Annotated in this window: 15 protein-coding genes, 1 tRNA gene and 2 rRNA genes; 14 read left to right on the forward strand and 4 right to left on the reverse strand. The window is 46.1% G+C overall.

Going from position 1 to position 17,007, the window contains the following annotated elements; translation table 11 throughout:
* The 12 genes from ACAN55_RS20980 to ACAN55_RS21035 form a co-directional block, all read left to right on the forward strand.
* A 23S ribosomal RNA gene (locus ACAN55_RS20980) occupies nucleotides 1–79 on the forward strand; the annotation flags it as partial.
* Nucleotides 80–246: 167 nt separating this feature from the next.
* Nucleotides 247–363, forward strand: a 5S ribosomal RNA gene (gene rrf / locus ACAN55_RS20985).
* A gap of 505 nt (nucleotides 364–868) precedes the next feature.
* Nucleotides 869–2,335, forward strand: a complete 1,467-nt coding sequence (locus ACAN55_RS20990; protein WP_379137487.1) for a methyl-accepting chemotaxis protein — start codon at nucleotides 869–871, stop codon at nucleotides 2,333–2,335.
* A gap of 342 nt (nucleotides 2,336–2,677) precedes the next feature.
* Nucleotides 2,678–4,135, forward strand: coding sequence for an IMP dehydrogenase (guaB, locus tag ACAN55_RS20995; protein WP_379137490.1), 1,458 nt, complete (start codon nucleotides 2,678–2,680; stop codon nucleotides 4,133–4,135).
* A gap of 93 nt (nucleotides 4,136–4,228) precedes the next feature.
* Nucleotides 4,229–5,644 carry a D-alanyl-D-alanine carboxypeptidase family protein gene (locus tag ACAN55_RS21000; protein ID WP_379137493.1) on the forward strand — a complete coding sequence of 472 codons (1,416 nt, stop codon included), beginning with the start codon at nucleotides 4,229–4,231 and terminating at the stop codon, nucleotides 5,642–5,644.
* 115 nt (nucleotides 5,645–5,759) lie between these two features.
* Nucleotides 5,760–6,641, forward strand: a complete 882-nt coding sequence (gene pdxS / locus ACAN55_RS21005; protein ID WP_379137495.1) for a pyridoxal 5'-phosphate synthase lyase subunit PdxS — start codon at nucleotides 5,760–5,762, stop codon at nucleotides 6,639–6,641.
* An 18-nt stretch (nucleotides 6,642–6,659) separates the two neighbouring features.
* The gene (gene pdxT, locus ACAN55_RS21010; RefSeq protein WP_379137498.1) at nucleotides 6,660–7,241 is read left to right on the forward strand and encodes a pyridoxal 5'-phosphate synthase glutaminase subunit PdxT; all 582 of its coding nucleotides are present in this window, start codon (nucleotides 6,660–6,662) and stop codon (nucleotides 7,239–7,241) included.
* A gap of 90 nt (nucleotides 7,242–7,331) precedes the next feature.
* On the forward strand, nucleotides 7,332–8,621 hold the full coding sequence (gene serS, locus ACAN55_RS21015; protein ID WP_379137501.1) for a serine--tRNA ligase: 1,290 nt from the start codon (nucleotides 7,332–7,334) through the stop codon (nucleotides 8,619–8,621).
* Between the two features lie 62 nt (nucleotides 8,622–8,683).
* Nucleotides 8,684–8,772, forward strand: a tRNA-Ser gene (locus ACAN55_RS21020).
* Between the two features lie 152 nt (nucleotides 8,773–8,924).
* Nucleotides 8,925–9,266 carry a hypothetical protein gene (locus ACAN55_RS21025; protein WP_379137503.1) on the forward strand — a complete coding sequence of 114 codons (342 nt, stop codon included), beginning with the start codon at nucleotides 8,925–8,927 and terminating at the stop codon, nucleotides 9,264–9,266.
* Nucleotides 9,267–9,288: 22 nt separating this feature from the next.
* The gene (locus ACAN55_RS21030) at nucleotides 9,289–9,438 is read left to right on the forward strand and encodes a small acid-soluble spore protein P (protein ID WP_379137506.1); all 150 of its coding nucleotides are present in this window, start codon (nucleotides 9,289–9,291) and stop codon (nucleotides 9,436–9,438) included.
* A gap of 104 nt (nucleotides 9,439–9,542) precedes the next feature.
* Nucleotides 9,543–10,634 (forward strand): hypothetical protein, encoded by a 1,092-nt coding sequence (locus ACAN55_RS21035; RefSeq protein WP_379137509.1) that lies wholly within the window; start codon nucleotides 9,543–9,545, stop codon nucleotides 10,632–10,634.
* Nucleotides 10,635–10,701: 67 nt separating this feature from the next.
* Here the strand turns inward: ACAN55_RS21035 and ACAN55_RS21040 are convergent, their stop codons facing one another.
* Both ACAN55_RS21040 and tadA read right to left on the reverse strand, forming a co-directional pair.
* Nucleotides 10,702–11,268 (reverse strand): GNAT family N-acetyltransferase, encoded by a 567-nt coding sequence (locus ACAN55_RS21040; protein WP_379137512.1) that lies wholly within the window; start codon nucleotides 11,266–11,268, stop codon nucleotides 10,702–10,704.
* 4 nt (nucleotides 11,269–11,272) lie between these two features.
* Complete coding sequence (gene tadA, locus ACAN55_RS21045) at nucleotides 11,273–11,785, reverse strand: tRNA adenosine(34) deaminase TadA (RefSeq protein WP_379137594.1); 513 nt, start codon at nucleotides 11,783–11,785, stop codon at nucleotides 11,273–11,275.
* A gap of 317 nt (nucleotides 11,786–12,102) precedes the next feature.
* Between tadA and ACAN55_RS21050 the strand changes: the two genes are divergently transcribed.
* Nucleotides 12,103–14,385 (forward strand): ATP-binding protein, encoded by a 2,283-nt coding sequence (locus tag ACAN55_RS21050; protein ID WP_379137515.1) that lies wholly within the window; start codon nucleotides 12,103–12,105, stop codon nucleotides 14,383–14,385.
* 36 nt (nucleotides 14,386–14,421) lie between these two features.
* Nucleotides 14,422–15,123: a 23S rRNA pseudouridine(2604) synthase RluF gene (rluF, locus tag ACAN55_RS21055; RefSeq protein WP_379137518.1), complete on the forward strand. Its 702-nt coding sequence runs from the start codon at nucleotides 14,422–14,424 to the stop codon at nucleotides 15,121–15,123.
* Between the two features lie 120 nt (nucleotides 15,124–15,243).
* Here rluF and motB read toward each other — a convergent pair whose 3' ends face one another.
* Complete coding sequence (motB, locus tag ACAN55_RS21060; protein WP_379137521.1) at nucleotides 15,244–16,059, reverse strand: flagellar motor protein MotB; 816 nt, start codon at nucleotides 16,057–16,059, stop codon at nucleotides 15,244–15,246.
* Entirely contained in the window at nucleotides 16,043–16,843 is an 801-nt protein-coding gene (motA, locus tag ACAN55_RS21065) for a flagellar motor stator protein MotA (protein ID WP_379137523.1), read from the reverse strand. The genes motB and motA overlap by 17 nt, the downstream gene beginning before the upstream one ends.
* Nucleotides 16,844–17,007 lie beyond the last annotated feature (164 nt).

The raw sequence follows: 17,007 nt of genomic DNA on the forward strand, positions 1-17,007 counted from the left end.
GACGAGGTAGATAGGTTGGAGGTGGAAGTGCAGTAATGCATGGAGCTGACCAATACTAATCGGTCGAGGGCTTATCCTATATTAAACGCAAAGATCGTTTCGGATCCAGTTTTCAGGGAGTCAAATTCCTGAACCGTATTCTGAAATTCATTCACACAGCCGTGATGAACCGAATTTCAAACGGAACTACGAGGACTGATATTTTCTCGTAGCGATTTCGAGAAGCGGAAGCTTCGAAAAATCATGTCTGGTGGCGATGGCGGAGGGGTTCCACGCGTACCCATCCCGAACACGACCGTTAAGACCTCCAGCGCCGATGGTACTTGGACCGAAGGGTCCTGGGAGAGTAGGACGCCGCCAAGCAACGAAGAACCACTGTTGATCACTCAGCAGTGGTCTTTTTGTGTTTTTAGATAGAGATACGTCTAGGAGGAAGGGTGGCAGTATTTCAGAAGGTGAAGTTGCTTTTTGTAGAACTTTGTAGAATTTTGTAGAAATATTATACATTACATGCGAATTTNCTTTTTGTGTTTTTAGATAGAGATACGTCTAGGAGGAAGGGTGGCAGTATTTCAGAAGGTGAAGTTGCTTTTTGTAGAACTTTGTAGAATTTTGTAGAAATATTATACATTACATGCGAATTTATTCCGATATAGATCATATAGAAGACTGTACAGTCTGCGTTTCTGTGCCATTATTCAAATGTAAGTCGCTACGGAGCTATACATATAAGGGAAGAAGACCATGCTGTAAGTGGTGAACCTTAACCTGCAACAGTGATTACTTTCCCGTGCGATTAATGAATCAACATAATGAACAGAACAAGCCTGCACTATATTCATCAACGCTAGGAATAGGGGTAGAGATCATGAGTCGTATGGAAGAGATTATTTGGAAGAGGAATAAGCTGATTGCAGGTGTGTTTTATGTAGTGCTGATCCTGGGGGCGGTATTAGCGGCAACGATTTCACCAAAATTATGGACTACAAATGCAGTTACTCTGCTATTTTGCGCATGGCTGACTTACGGTAATATGAAAAAGAAATTTATTAAGGTTATTCCATGGGCAGCAACGGTTGTACTCGCTTTTGTATCCATCTATCTCACACTGGGTAAAGCAAATACCACTGTAGCAATCCTGTTTTGTGCGGTACTTCTTATTTATCCGTTATATCGTTATTTTTCCGCTTATTTTGCAGCAATCCTAATCGATTTCATTGCACAACTGATCATGAATCCTCCAGCCAAAGAAACGTTAGTTTCTGATAGCTTGAATCTTATGCTCTTTGGAATTACCGGATTTGTTCTTTTTACCGTTTCCTTACTGAATCAACGGTTGCTCCATGAGGGAGAAGGACGTAGGGAACAGGTTGAACAGTCGCGACAAAAAGTTGAAAATATGCTTGAACGCGTTAAAGAGGCCTCTGCCGGACTTTATCATTTTACGGAAGTGCTGAAAAAGAAAGTACTCGATACAGGTTCCATTACTAATGAGGTTATTCTCAGCTTTGAAGAAGTCGCCAAGGGTGTTGATTTTCAGGCGAGCAGTGTCTCGGAGATTTCTGAGTCCCTTACGGTGTCAGATCGTCATATTCAGGATGTTGCCCAATCATCGAAGGAAATGAAACAATTGTCTTCAGATACGGCGTTAATTACTGAAAAGGGAAGTACGCAAATCGAGATTCTTAATACACAGATCAATGAGCTTTATGAGATGATGACAACCACTTCAGCGGAAATGCAGGAATTCAATCGGCAGAATGAAGCGATGTCTATTATTTTGTCCAGTATCATGAATATTTCCAGACAGACGAACCTTTTGGCTTTGAATGCTGCCATTGAAGCAGCGAGAGCCGGGGAGCAAGGGAGAGGTTTTGCAGTCGTATCAAGTGAGGTTCGTAAGTTGGCTGTACACTCGGAGAAATCAACTCATGAGATTTCCGAAATCTTGTCCAAGCTGCAGACCCAGTCTCAAACATTGACCGAACAGTTTCATAAAGCACAAATTTCTCTCGAAGAAGGCAAATCCTCAGTGGTTGTAGCGGACGAAATATTTCAATCTATTCATCAAAATACGAATAAAGTACTCGTTCAAGCAGCAGATATCGAGCATAGCTCAGTTAGTATGCAGGAATCATCGCGCCGCGTGGTAAACGAAGTGACTGAGATATCCGGTGTGACGCAGCAATCCAGTGCGGCTTCAGAGGAGATTTTGGCCAGCATGACCGAGCAACGATCGATTACCAATATTATGGTAGAGAGCTTTAAAGAGCTTGAGCAGCTAATTGTAGCTTTGAATGATCTGGTGACCGAAAGTAATCAGACACCAGCATAAAATAAAGACCTGAAGAAAGGCGTATACGGCGGCCTTTTATCAGGTCTTTTCTATGCAATGTGTCCACTATACGCGGACTGCAGTCCAAGAATTCGCTTTCGTTTTGAAGGTTTTTTGAATACCTGCATACTCGGTGTAATATTCTTGACAGGGTAAATGGCCTTTGCTAAGATGGCAATAATATATTTTTGGACAAGCATCTCAAACCTTTGATGAAGCTGCGATTATGTACACTTCCACGACTGTCGTAACTGTCTGTCCGGAATGGACTGGACTCGGAGTTCTTCTTTTATAAAGTTTGCGGGCCCTAAGGAAATAGATATTCGAGGAGGAATGACCCAGGTGTGGGAAGATAAGTTTGGTAAAGAAGGACTTACTTTTGATGATGTGCTACTGGTACCGCGGAAATCCGAGGTTTTGCCTAAGGAAGTGGACCTGACTACCGTTTTAAGTAAAAATGTGAAGCTGAACATCCCTTTGATGAGTGCAGGTATGGATACGGTAACAGAAGCAGCTATGGCGATTGCTATTGCCCGTGAGGGTGGCATCGGCATTATCCACAAGAATATGTCCGTGGAGCAGCAAGCGGAAGAGGTTGACCGGGTAAAGCGCTCTGAAAGTGGAGTTATTACTAATCCTTTCTCACTTACTGCTGATCACTGGGTATCCGACGCCGAGCATTTGATGGGTAAATACCGTATTTCCGGTGTACCTATCGTTGACGAGAACAATAAACTGGTTGGAATTTTGACGAATAGAGACTTGCGTTTCATTCATGATTATAACATTCGCATCAGCGAAGTGATGACACGTAACAACCTGGTAACTGCTGCGGTAGGCACAACGCTTCAAGAGGCTGCCGGTATTTTGCAACGTCATAAGATTGAGAAGCTGCCGCTTGTGGACGAGAACAATGTCCTTAAGGGCTTGATTACCATTAAGGATATCGAGAAAGCTATTCAATTCCCTAATGGCGCGAAGGATGCTCAAGGTCGACTGCTTGTTGGCGCTGCTATCGGTATTTCTAAGGATACCTTTGAACGTGCGGAAGCATTGGTACAGGCCGGTGTTGACCTAATTACCGTTGATTCGGCGCACGGCCATCACATTAATATTATTGAAGCTGTTCGCCAGCTGCGGACGAAATATCCGGATCTGACGATCGTTGCAGGCAACGTGGCAACCGGAGATGCTACCCGTGAATTAATTGAAGCCGGAGCTTCTGTTGTGAAGGTCGGTATCGGACCAGGATCGATCTGTACCACTCGCGTAATCGCAGGGATCGGCGTACCGCAAATTACAGCCATTTATGATTGTGCAACAGTAGCCCGTGAGTATGGTATTCCAGTTATTGCGGACGGCGGAATTAAATACTCTGGTGAAATCACCAAAGCAATTTCTGCGGGGGCACACGCTGTAATGATGGGAAGTCTGTTCGCTGGAACAGAAGAAAGTCCTGGGGAGTCAGAGATCTACCAAGGACGGAAGTTTAAGGTATATCGCGGCATGGGCAGTATGAGTGCCATGAAACAAGGCAGTAAAGACCGTTATTTCCAGGATGATGACAAGAAACTGGTTCCTGAGGGTATTGAAGGACGTGTTGCTTTTAAAGGCCCGCTCTCCGATACGGTTCATCAACTAATCGGCGGTCTTCGCTCCGGTATGGGCTACTGCGGAACGAAGAACCTGGATGAGCTACGCAATGACACTGCCTTTATCCGTATTACGGGAGCAGGTTTGCGTGAGAGTCATCCACATGATGTGCAGATTACAAAGGAAGCACCCAATTATTCCTTGTAATTGACGAATACTGTGTTTTTATGGACGGACAGGACGAATTTCGCCCTGTCCGTCTTTTTTTGCAGGTACCCCTGTGTTAGAATAGAACAAGCAATGGATATGAAGCCTAAAAGGAGAGTACAATCATTGAAGTCAAAGCAGCAGTTTAATGGAAAGAAATTCATGATGAAGACAGCGACAGTAGGTCTGCTTTTAAATATGCTTATGTTCTCCGCCGTTCCGGCGATGGCAGAAGGTGAAGTGACACCTACAGCAACCGTAGCACCAGCTTCAGCTGCGACAGGTTCAGCGGTCAAGATTCCATCTGTGGAGTCACTCGGCCTGGATCTGAGCTCAGCAGTGCTGATTGAGCCAACAACAGGGCAGGTTCTTTTGTCACTGAATGCGGACCAGCCGCTTCCGCCTGCAAGTATGACGAAGATGATGACTGAATATCTGGTAGCCGATGCCGTTAAGAACGGTAAGATTTCCTGGGATCAGAAAGTGATTGTACCTCTCAATGCTGCAAAACAGATCGGTTCACGTATTTTTCTGGCGGAAGGTGACGAACATACGGTTGAAGAGCTGTACATAGCCATGGCCGTGGGTTCAGCCAATGACGCTACAGTTGCACTGGCTGAGCTTGTTGGCGGTTCAGAGGAAGCGTTCGTTGGCATGATGAATGAGACCGCGCAGAAGATGGGGATGAAGACAGCCTATTTTATCAACTCTACCGGACTTAATCGTGAGGATATGCCGGCTGAATTCCGTCCGGATACAGATAAAGAAACAGTAATGTCTGCAATGGATGCGGCAATTCTAGCCAAATATATTGTTACCGATCATCCGGATTTCACGAGGTTTACAACGATTCAATCCTATAAATTCCGTCCTCGTGATAAGAAGCCAATGATTAACTATAACTGGATGCTTGAAGCCAACAAGGATAACGTTAACTTTAAAGCATACGCCTATCCCGGACTTGATGGTTTAAAGACCGGTCATACCCAGAATGCAGGGAACTGCTTCACAGGTACGGCCGTGCGTGATGGGATGCGTCTAATCAGTGTAGTTATGGGTGCTAACTCCGAGGCACACCGCTTTACGGAGACGAAGAAAGTCCTGGATTTCGGGTTCAATAACTTTGAGATCAAACAGGTTATCGCTCCTAAAGTTGTCTTAGCAGGCAATGAAACAGTCCCTGTATTAAAGGGCAAGAAGAAGGATGTATCTGTCGTTACCGACGAAGGTGTAACTTTTATAGTTCCGAAAGGGACAACCAATCCGCAGATTACGACTACGGTCCAAGTGAATGATCCGGCAACTCTGGTTGCTCCTATTGCCCAAGGCTCTGTTGTAGGTAAAGTGTCTTATTCCTATCAAGGGGAAGGCATTGCCCAGGTTCAACAGAAGACGGTTAATCTGATTACCTCGGAAGAGGCAGAGAAGGCTGGCTGGTTCAAGCTGTTGTTTAGAGCAATAGGAGACTTTTTAAGCGACCTGTTCAACGGAATTAAAAATTTGTTCTAGTCGGCGGTTTGCCGAGTAAGGATTATGCAAATTCCGAGTAAATGGGTTGTATATTTAGCCGCCTTGCGGTAAAATTACAAGTTAGATTAAGATAGATCAATCGGGAGGCTTGGACATGGAAACAGGAACAGCGCGTGTAAAACGAGGCATGGCAGAAATGCAAAAAGGCGGCGTCATTATGGACGTCATGAATGCAGAGCAAGCAAAAATTGCTGAGGCTGCGGGTGCAGTAGCCGTTATGGCGCTGGAACGCGTACCTTCCGATATTCGGGCAGCAGGCGGCGTAGCACGTATGGCCGATCCTACGATTGTAGAAGAGGTTCTCAAAGTGGTTAGTATTCCGGTTATGGCTAAAGCCCGTATCGGTCATTATGTGGAAGCCAAGGTGCTTGAGTCGCTGGGTGTTGATTACCTGGATGAGAGTGAAGTTCTGACTCCGGCGGATGAAGTGTTCCACATCAATAAACGTGAATTTACCGTTCCTTTCGTGTGCGGAGCCAAGGACCTGGGTGAAGCACTGCGCCGTATTAATGAAGGTGCATCAATGATTCGTACCAAAGGTGAACCGGGAACAGGCAATATCGTGGAAGCAGTCCGCCACATGCGTCATATCAACAGCCAAATCCGTAAAGTGACCAATATGTCGCTGGACGAGCTTTATAATGAAGCGAAAATTCTTGGCGTAACGTACGACCTTCTGCTTGAAGTACATGAGCTTGGCAAACTGCCTGTAGTTAACTTCGCAGCTGGCGGTGTTGCAACACCTGCTGATGCAGCTTTGATGATGCATCTCGGTGCGGATGGCGTGTTTGTAGGATCCGGTATTTTCAAATCGGACAGCCCTGAGAAATTCGCCCGTGCAATTGTAGAAGCAACAACCCACTACACGGACTACAAATTGATTGCAGAAGTATCCAAGAATCTGGGCACCCCGATGAAGGGTATTGATATTGCAACTCTGACACCGGCAGAACGCATGTCGGAGCGTGGCCGTTAATAGAGAGAAGGTTGACGGATGAGAATAGGAGTGCTGGCGCTGCAAGGCGCCGTAACAGAGCATATTGTCAGTATAGAGAAGGCTGGAGCAGAAGGCTTGCCGATTAAACGTGTCGAGCAGCTGGATGAGGTCGAGGGATTAATCATTCCAGGCGGAGAGAGTACAACGATCGGTAAACTGATGCGCAAGTACGGTTTTATCGAAGCGATTCGTGAATTCTCAGACAAGGGCAAGCCGATCTTCGGAACCTGTGCCGGAATGATCGTTCTCGCCAAACATATTTCCGGTGGTGAGTCTGCACATTTGGAGCTGATGGATATTACCGTTGCCCGGAATGCATTTGGCCGCCAGCGGGAAAGCTTTGAGTGTGACCTTGATGTAAAAGGGATTGAAGAGCCGGTTCGTGCAGTATTCATCCGGGCACCACTTATTAATGAAGTAGGACCGGAGGTTGAAGTTCTCTCCATATACAAGGATGAGATCGTAACGGCGCGCCAGGGACATTTGCTGGTATCGTCCTACCACCCGGAACTTACCGATGATTACCGGCTGCATCAGTATTTTGCCGATATGGTGGAAGCCGCCAGACCATCCGTTTAAGTAGATTGCATATATGAACAACCTTACTCTTTCAAAAGCCGCTGCTTGGCAACTTGAAAGAGTTTAGGCTGTTTTCAGGAGGGAAAAGTTGTGTTAGATGTTAAAGTGTTACGCAGTGATTATGCCCGTGTAGAGCAGGCGCTTACGAACCGGGGCAAATCGCTTGAGTTAATCGCGGAGTTCCCGCAGCTCGATCTGCGCCGCCGTGAACTGCTGCAGGAGACAGAAAGCTTGAAGAACCGCCGCAACACGGTATCCGCGGAAGTGGCGAAGCTTAAAAAGAGCGGTGAACCTGCGGAAGAATTGATTCTTGAAATGCGCAGCGTTTCTGACCGGATCAAAGAACTGGATGATGAAGTGCGTGAATTGGAAGCACAAATCTCTGAGCTTACACTAAGCATTCCCAATATTCCGCATGAATCTGTTCCTGTTGGCAAGTCGGAGGAAGAGAATGTGGAAGTCCGCCGTTGGTCGGAGCCACGTGAATTTAGCTTCACACCAAAATCCCACTGGGAGCTGGGTCAAAGCTTAGATATTATTGATTTTGAAGCCGCTGCCAAAGTTACGGGGTCCCGGTTTGCCTTCTACAAAGGACTTGGTGCACGTCTTGAGCGGGCGCTGATCAACTTTATGATGGATCTTCACAGTGGGGATCACAATTATGAAGAGATGCTGCCACCGTACCTTGTAAATAAGGATAGCTTGTACGGAACGGGTCAGCTTCCTAAGTTTGAAGAAGATTTGTTCAAACTGCGCGATTCGGAATATTATTTAATCCCGACCGCAGAAGTCCCTGTTACGAATTATTATCGTGAAGAAATTCTGACAGCTGCCGATCTGCCTAAGTACCATGTGGCTTACAGTTCTTGTTTCCGCTCTGAAGCAGGCTCTGCCGGTCGGGATACACGTGGTTTGATCCGTCAGCATCAATTCAACAAAGTCGAGCTGGTGAAGATTACGACTCCGGAGACCTCTTATGAGGAGCTGGAGAAGATGACGGCTGATGCAGAGCGGGTGCTACAACTGCTTGGGCTGCCTTACCGTGTGCTCGGGCTTTGTACCGGGGATATGGGCTTTACTTCCGCTAAGACCTACGACCTGGAGGTATGGCTGCCTGAAAGCGGCATGTACCGTGAGATTTCTTCGTGTTCCAACACGGAAGATTTCCAGGCACGCCGGGCCAATATTCGCTTCCGTTCAGAACCTAAAGCTAAACCTGAATTCGTGCACACGTTGAACGGATCAGCACTGGCAGTAGGCCGGACACTTGCGGCAATCTTGGAGAATTACCAGCAGGAAGATGGCAGTATCCTGATTCCTGAAGTTTTGCAACCGTATATGCGGAATGTTAAAAGTATCCAACCTAAATCTTCGCAATAAATTGTTGCATATCGTGTGCAATGTATGGTATGATCATAGTGCTTGTGAAATTTAGATGCATTGGAGAGGTACCGAAGCGGTCATAACGGGGCGGTCTTGAAAACCGTTAGAGTGCAAGCTCACGTGGGTTCGAATCCCACCCTCTCCGCCATTCCCATACTGCAGCATAATACAACTACAACCCAAGGTCATTCTCTTCGGAGGATGATCTTTTTATTTTACCTTCCGGCTATAATACCTGTTGATTGGGAATAAAAAGCCCGCTTTCTCGGCAATGTAATAGAGAAGGAGGCTGGTGATAAAATGGAACGACAATTGAACCTGGATCAAAACAGTCTGGTTGCCGCATGGAATGAAAAGCTGCCCACACTGATGAATGACGGGGATAGTTTTAACGTACAAGCCGATGAGGCAGATAAACAGAGCCTGTTGATTCACTTCAATGCAGCAGGACGCCAGGATTATTCTTTGGATTTCCGTTGTACGTATGTAGACAGCCGGGAGGTTGCCGTTGATCTGATGGATGTGCAGCAGGCAGAGCAGCATGTGGATGAGCGTTCAGAATCCGTTCAGCTTTTGGCTCAGCAGTATACCCGGCAGATTCACGAATGTGCGCAGGCCCTGCAGGGGTTGACCAACCCATAATAATCATAGGAGGCGAAAGTAAATGAAACCAAAAAGTATGCCGGCACCGGGGTCTAAATCACCGGCAGGTAATCAGAGAAGAGAACATAAACATCCTGGACCGGAGCCGCTTTCCGGTTCCAAAAAGGTAAAACAGGCAAATCATGTTGACCACCATAACCCGGAAGGTTAAGGTTTTAGGTTTAATCTTTTCCTTGTAAATAGTTTCCCGATCTACTCAAATGGTTTATCATTAGAAAGGGGAATATTTTCTTTACATGGGAGAGGAGAGAAATAATGAATAAAAAGTGGGGAATCTCAGCTGCAGCACTGCTGTTAACGGCAGCAATGATATTACCGGGCTGTGCGAGCAAGCAGGAGCCAAAAGAGGCCTTGAAAGCTGCAGCTACTAAAGCTGCAACTATGAACTCGTATGAAATGAAGAGCAAGCTCGTTATCAATAATTTAACGATTGATGCTCCAGCAGATGAATCTGCGGCAATGACGACTCAAGTGCTGAGCATGCTCAAAAATGCAGAAATTACGGTAGATGGAGTATACCAGGCAGACCCGATGCAATCCGAAGTGACGATGGTGCTCAACCTGAAGGGTGATATGGCCATGAGCTTTACAGTGCCAATGGTTATCACTACAGAGAAGGTATTTATCAAAATCCCGTCCATTCCATTCTTCCCGCTTCCTGAGACGGTTGTAGGTAAGTTCCTGGAGCTTGATCTCAAGGAGTTGGCAGAGCAAGGAGGAACTGAATTTACTCCGGGAGCCATGGATACGGCAAAAGCTCAAAAGTTGTCCAATGAATTGGTTGATACGGTATTAGCTGAATATGATGAAGCTAAATATTTCAAGAACATAGATCCTAAGGATGCCAACCTTCCAGAAGGTGTAGAAGCGAAGCAAGTGGTTCAATTCCAAGTCACTAACGATAACGTGAAGGAAGCGATTACTACTTTTGTGAATAACGCGCTGCCTAAAATTCTTGATATCGTAAGTAAGGATGAGTACAAGGATATGCTGCAGATCAAGCCTGAGGATATTGCCAAGGCCAAAGAGGAACTACAGGCAGGAGAAGCCAAAGCAGAATTGGATAAAGGGCTTGCCGACCTTGGCAAGTATCTGACGATTAATCAGTTCCTCGTAAATACAGCGATTAACAAGGATAACTTCCCGGTTTATCAGGATGTAGTGACGGATATCAAGGTGACTAACCCGGATGACGCTACTAATATAGGATTATCTTTGACTGGAAGCAATCAGTACAGCAAGATCAATGAGGAACCTGAATTCAAGATCGGTATTCCCGAAGGAGATGCTGTGGTTACAATGGAGCAGCTGCAGCAGGAATTCGGTGGGGTCCTAGGTTCATATTAAGGCTAGTGGGTTAAATAAGAAAATCCCGTATCGGCATCATTGCCGGATACGGGATTTTTGTGTGTCATTACTCCATTTTATTCGTTACTTCTTCAGCCAAAATTGCATAGGTCTGATGATCCTGCCACTTATTATTTATCTTAATGAATCCTCTAGCGATGCCTTCGGCTTGAAATCCGTTCTTCTCCAATACTCTGCGGGAAGCAATGTTATGAACTAGAATGGCTGCCTGTACTCGATGGAGTCCCAGAGCTCGGAAGGCATATTGCACAATCAAACTGACTGCAGCGGTCATATAACCGTTGCTCTGCAGCCGGTGATCGATGAAATATCCGATGTCAGCAAACTGACCTACTCCCCGGACGATATTGGATATGGTAATCTGGCCAATGAGACTGCCATCCAGGAGATAGATGCCAAACATATAAGCTCTGTCCTCCCTTGTTTCAGCGGCTCGCCGGGTGATTAGCTGCTGCTGTCCCTCGAGAGTATAGAAATCCTCATCATGTTTGGGTTCATATTGCTGATGAAAGCTTCGATTGCTTAGTCTAAGCTCGAGAAGCCTCTCAGCGTCTTCCAGCAGGAGCGGGGTAATATAAATATTGGCTGGTCTATCATATAGGGTTATTGTCACTAATTCACCCCTCTTCTTTCGGATTGCCTTTGGCATATCTTTGGCGCAAGCGACGAAAAAAAGAAGTCAGCATTTCTGCGCATTCCTCCTGCAAAACACCTTGAATAACTTCAGTCCGGTGATTGAACCGTGGCTCCTCCAGCAGATTCATCAACGTACCCGCACAGCCTGCTTTAGGGTCTGGTGTTCCATAGACGGTAACTGGGATTCTGGATTGTACAATAGCACCCGCACACATAGGACAAGGCTCCAGAGTTACATAGAGGCAGCAGTCGAGCAGCCGCCAGGAATTGAGATTTCTGCTTGCTTCACGGATGGCTACCATCTCTGCATGTGCTGTGGAATCCAAAGTGGTTTCCCGCAGATTATACCCCCTGCCGATAATTTCCCCTTGCCGGACAACAATGGCTCCGATAGGCACTTCTCCAAGGGCTTCGGCTTTCCGGGCTTCCGCAATAGCCTCTCTCATCCAAAATTCATGATCCGCCCCGTCGTTAGGCCCCTTATGGTGTAACATATTCAAAATGATCTTCTCCTCAATTTCACCGGATTATTCGGCGAACAAATATTCGCTCTTAACAAATTGTGCATAAGTCTGTGTATAACACCGTACTTATGCACAATTTTGTACACATATCCGCAAATCGATTTGTTTATATGTGCATAACATGTGGATGATTCTTAATATATTGTAGAGAAAGAGGTTTTGAATTTCAACATCTCCTTCATAGAAAAGCCTACTTTAAATGTCTTTCCAAATGCTTGGGCAAAAGGTATGATATTTATTGAACACTCCGCTAGGATTTACCAGCGGATACGAGGTGAATAAATAGTTTGTCTATTAAAACGAAACTTTCAGGTATTATTTTTGGTTCAGTCCTGCTTATTTTAGTGCTGAATCAGACTCTTAATCTATATGCTGCACGAGACAATTTGCGTAAGGAAAGCGAAAGCAACATGAAGATGGTTGCGATGCAGATCGCCGTGTCTCTAGAACAGAGCAGATATAGCTCTAATTATGTCGAATATCAAATTGCTGATAACTTGCGCCTGGCTGCTGTATTGGCTGCAAGTGAGTTGGATCCTGATATTCAGAATGTAGACAATGCGCAGCTTGAGCAGCTTGCGGCGAAGCTTGAGATTTCTAACATCTCGCTGCTGGTGAAGACTGAAGATGACGTCGTTGTTGCCAAATCATCGGACCCTAAAGAATTAGGGTTATCTACTAAAGGGTGGGGATACTGGTATACCGCTTTTTTAGAGCTGTTTGATGGACATGAGGTATCTGTAGTCCAAGGTCAGAAGATGGTGAATTTCTGGTCAGGACCCTTTGAATATTCATCATCGAATCCTGAATTTATCGAAAAATGGGGATACTACCATGATGGGAAGCGCAACTACATCATTGATCCCTACATCCGCAGTACCTCGGTAAGCGATTATGTGAAGATCATGAGTCCGAGTGAGATTGTTGAGCAGACCAAAGTCGTGAACCCAGACATCCTTGAAATCACAGGGATTAACCCAAACACCTTCGGCTCTGATACGATGATGCCTGACGGAAGTGACAGTGAGAATGTGAAGCTGCGAAGCCGTCCGATTAAATTTGGAGCCTATACGTATGGCCAAGTTCGGAAAGATAAGTTAGCAATTGCGGAAGCCTTGAGCCGACAGGAACCCGTTATGCGGGATGAAGTGATCCGCGGTAAAAAAGTACTGAAGAGTTTTATTCCAATTACCCAGCCAGATGTGGGCGATTATGTAATTAGCGTAGTTATGGACTATTCAGTTATTTCTTCGGTCATTAAGAATCAGTTGTGGAATAATGTTTCGATTTCCTTACTGCTGCTCGCGGCCTTTATGATCGGAAGTCATCTTCTGGCTGGATTTATCATCCGTCCCATTCAGGAGATTCTGGGTAAGGTTAATAATGTAGCGGAGGGGAACCTTGATCCGCCGCTTCAGGTACGCAGCAGGGACGAGCTGGGGTTACTCGCTCTCCGAATCAATGCAATGACGTATAATCTGAAGCAGCATACGGACCGGGTTGGACGAACCTTGGAAGAGAACCGGGCGGTGAAAGAGCATCTGGAATCTGTAATCAACGGAACCTCAGACGCTATTCATACCATGGATATGGATGGCCGGATTATTAGCGTCAATCAGGCCTTTGAGAAGCTGTATGGATGGTGTGCGGAAGAAGTGGTGGGCCAAACCCCAACCTTGATCCCAGCAGCCACACAGGCAATGGAAGAAGAACGGCTTGATGAACTGAAAGAAGGATTAGGGGTACCGCCGATAGAGTCTGTACGACTTAAGCGAGATGGAACGATCGTAGAGGTTAGTGTAAGTACCTCGGTTATCCGCGATGAGGACGGTAATCCGCTGTCGTTTGTTCAGGTAACCCGCGATATGACGGAGCGTAACCGTATGGAAGAGTTGCTTAGACGTTCTGAGAAGTTAACTACAGTGGGACAGCTTGCTGCGGGTGTAGCCCATGAGATCCGCAACCCGCTAACCACCCTGAGGGGCTTTCTGCAGCTTCAGCAGGAGAAGCAGATACTTGTCCCGCTTCATATTAAATTAATGCTGTCAGAGCTAGAACGCATTAACCTGATCGTCAGTGAATTTCTGATATTGGCCAAACCTCAGGCGGTACATTTTCAACAGAGGGACGTCCGTTTTATTCTAAATGATGTCATCTCCCTGCTGGACAGTCAGGCGCATCTGTGCGGAATCCAGTTTGAGAGCCATTTCTCTGATGAAGAGGCAACGGTGCATTGTGAGGAGAATCAACTTAAGCAGGTATTTATCAATATCGTTAAGAATGCAATTGAAGCGATGCCCGCCGGAGGAACAATTGCCTTGGAGCAGCACCTGAAAGACAACAAGGTGGTTATCATGATCTCGGATGAAGGAGAAGGTATTTCTGAAGAAATGCTGCCTAAACTGGGAGAGCCGTTCTTCACTAATAAAGAGACGGGTACGGGGCTTGGACTTATGGTTAGCCAACGGATCATACAAGCTCATAAAGGGAGCTTAGAGATTGAAAGCACGGTTGGCATAGGTACTCAGGTTACCATCAAACTACCCTCAGCGGAAGGCACAACAACCTGAGAAAGCATTTAACAAGAACGGAGTGAAACATATAACGTGAGAATTAATAAATTCATCAGCGAGACAGGGTACTGTTCACGCCGTGAAGCGGATAAGCTGGTGGAGTCCGGCAGAGTAACCATTAATGGGGAACGTGCAGTACTTGGAAGCCAGGCTGAAGCTGGTGACGATGTAAGAATTGACGGTAACCCTTTAGAGACAGGAAGCAGAACAGTTTATATCGCGCTCAACAAGCCAACAGGCATCACTTCAACAACAGAGGAACACATCCAGGGGAATATTGTCGACTTTGTCGGTCATAACGAGCGTATTTTTCCTATTGGACGCTTAGATAAAGATTCGGAAGGACTTATTCTACTGACCAATGACGGGGATATTGTTAATAAAATATTGCGGGCTGAGGGCCGGCATGAGAAGGAATATGTAGTCACAGTGGATCGTCCAGTTACCCCCTCTTTTATTACGGGGATGTCTACGGGTGTTAAAATCATGGGAGAGAAAACACTGCCATGTGAAGTGACACGTATTTCGGAACGGGTATTCCGGATTATCCTGACCGAGGGCAAAAACCGGCAGATTCGCCGGATGTGTAGCGCTTTTGGCTATGAAGTACGGAAGCTGCAGCGGATTCGGATCATGAATATCCGGCTTGGAGCACTACGGACGGGCGAATGGCGCGATCTGACACAGGAAGAAAAAAAGGAGCTTGGCAGTATGCTTAATTACGAGCTTCAGTAAGTACTACCAGCCTGCTATGCCAGGAGGTTAACTCCAGCTTGCTCGGATGGGGAAATACTAAAAGAGCTGTCCAGGGGGTCTATAGACACCCCTGGACAGCTCTTTATTTATGCTTGTTGTTTATTTGGAGGAAGCAGCAACGGCAGTGCCATCTGTGGCTTCTTGATATTTGCGAAGAATCGATACTTCAACCCGTCTATTCTTAGCTCGTCCAACAGGAGTGCCGTTATCCGCAATTGGGTGATATTCCCCGTAGCCGATAGGACTGAACTTCTCCGGATTAAGTTTGGGATTAAGCAGCAGTATCTTCATGAACTGCAGTGCCCGGTCAACACTGAGATCCCAGTTGGAGGAATAGCTGCTGTTTGAGATTGGAATATTATCGGTATGCCCTTGTACGAGTACCTCGTAGTCAGGGAATTGCTGCAGCATAGTCGATATGGACTTAGCTAATTGACGGGAATCATCCTTGACCGTTGCCATACCTGAAGAAAAGAGGGCATTATCGCTGATCGTAATCATCAATTGAGATTGATTTAGCTTCGTACTCAGCAGATCGGTGAGTCCGTTGTTCTTGATGTATTGATCGAACTGCTTCTTTAGTTTCTCCAGATCTTCTTGCTCCTGCTTACGGAGCTTCGCAATTTCCGCCTGGCCATTGTTCTCGGCGACCACACTATCCATCTTATCATGTTTTCCTTGATCCAAATTGCTGTCTCTTGGCGTTGCGGAGCTCTCATCCAATATGCCGGTTCCACCATTCAGCGCTGAGCTGAATGCCTGACTCATTTCTTCAAACTTCTTGGCATCCGTTGCGCTCATGGCGTAGAGTACCAGGAAGAGGGCGACCAGCAATGTCATCAAGTCAGAATAAGGAAGCAGCCAGGACTCGTCGGCGTGTTCCTCATGCTCTTCATGTCTAGTCTTTTTGCTCACCGGAACCGCCCTCCTTCTCGTTCATCTTGGCCCGTTCGGAAGGGGTCAGGAATACGGAAAGTTTCTGGTTAATGGCTATCGTGGATACCCCGGATTGAATGGACAGCAGTCCTTCAACCATCATCAGGCGGACTTCAATTTCACGTTTGGATAACCGCTTCAGCTTGTTCGCCATCGGATGCCATAATACATAACCGGTAAAAATACCAAGCAGGGTGGCGATGAACGCTGCGCCGATCGCATGTGCCAGCTTCTCCATCTCACTCATATCTGCCAGAGCCGCGATCAACCCGATAACAGCACCCAATACCCCGAGAGTTGGTGCATACATACCAGCTTGTGTAAAGATAAGCGCTCCCGCTTTATGGCGCTCTTCAGTCGCATGAATATCTTCCATTAGTACATCGCTCACAAATTCCTGATCATTTCCGTCGATAATCATCCGCATACCATTACGGAGGAATGCATCTTCAATCTCATCCACCTTGGATTCCAAAGCCAGCAGACCTTCACGCCGGGTAACGGATGCCCATTCCATAAACATGCTGATCAGTTCGGTCTTTTTAATCATTTTCGGAGCAATAAACATAATTTTGATTAACTTAGGGAATTTCATCATTTCTTGAAACGGAAAAGCCATGAAGAGTGATGCAGCCGTACCCACGATAATAATGACGTAAGCTGCCGGTGTCAGTAGGGAATGAATAGGAGCTCCTTTGAGCACCATCCCCACACCAACCGCAATTACGCTGAGAATTAAACCAATAATTGTTGAAATTTCCATTTATGCACCTCGTCCATGAGTTTTAAGAAGTGATCCGGCGATGCCGCTTTATCATCCTTGAACGGCGGCGGGACACCTGCCCGGTAACAACTAATGTATATTCTTATTTATTTATCGACAGGATTCCCTTTTTTGTGAAGTCATTTTTTCGGCTATAATGAATA

It is taken from the genome of Paenibacillus oryziterrae (assembly GCF_042610485.1).
Lineage (GTDB): Bacteria > Bacillota > Bacilli > Paenibacillales > Paenibacillaceae > Paenibacillus_AQ.

Bases quoted from the DNA above. Each gene is read 5' to 3' on its own strand.
- ACAN55_RS21035 (WP_379137509.1), top strand. From the start codon at position 9,543: ATGAATAAAAAGTGGGGAATCTCAGCTGCAGCACTGCTGTTAACGGCA.
- motA (WP_379137523.1), bottom strand. From the start codon at position 16,843: ATGGAAATTTCAACAATTATTGGTTTAATTCTCAGCGTAATTGCGGTT.
- ACAN55_RS21000 (WP_379137493.1), top strand. From the start codon at position 4,229: ATGGATATGAAGCCTAAAAGGAGAGTACAATCATTGAAGTCAAAGCAG.
- pdxT (WP_379137498.1), top strand. From the start codon at position 6,660: ATGAGAATAGGAGTGCTGGCGCTGCAAGGCGCCGTAACAGAGCATATT.
- ACAN55_RS21030 (WP_379137506.1), top strand. From the start codon at position 9,289: ATGAAACCAAAAAGTATGCCGGCACCGGGGTCTAAATCACCGGCAGGT.
- pdxS (WP_379137495.1), top strand. From the start codon at position 5,760: ATGGAAACAGGAACAGCGCGTGTAAAACGAGGCATGGCAGAAATGCAA.
- ACAN55_RS21025 (WP_379137503.1), top strand. From the start codon at position 8,925: ATGGAACGACAATTGAACCTGGATCAAAACAGTCTGGTTGCCGCATGG.
- ACAN55_RS20990 (WP_379137487.1), top strand. From the start codon at position 869: ATGAGTCGTATGGAAGAGATTATTTGGAAGAGGAATAAGCTGATTGCA.
- tadA (WP_379137594.1), bottom strand. From the start codon at position 11,785: ATGTTACACCATAAGGGGCCTAACGACGGGGCGGATCATGAATTTTGG.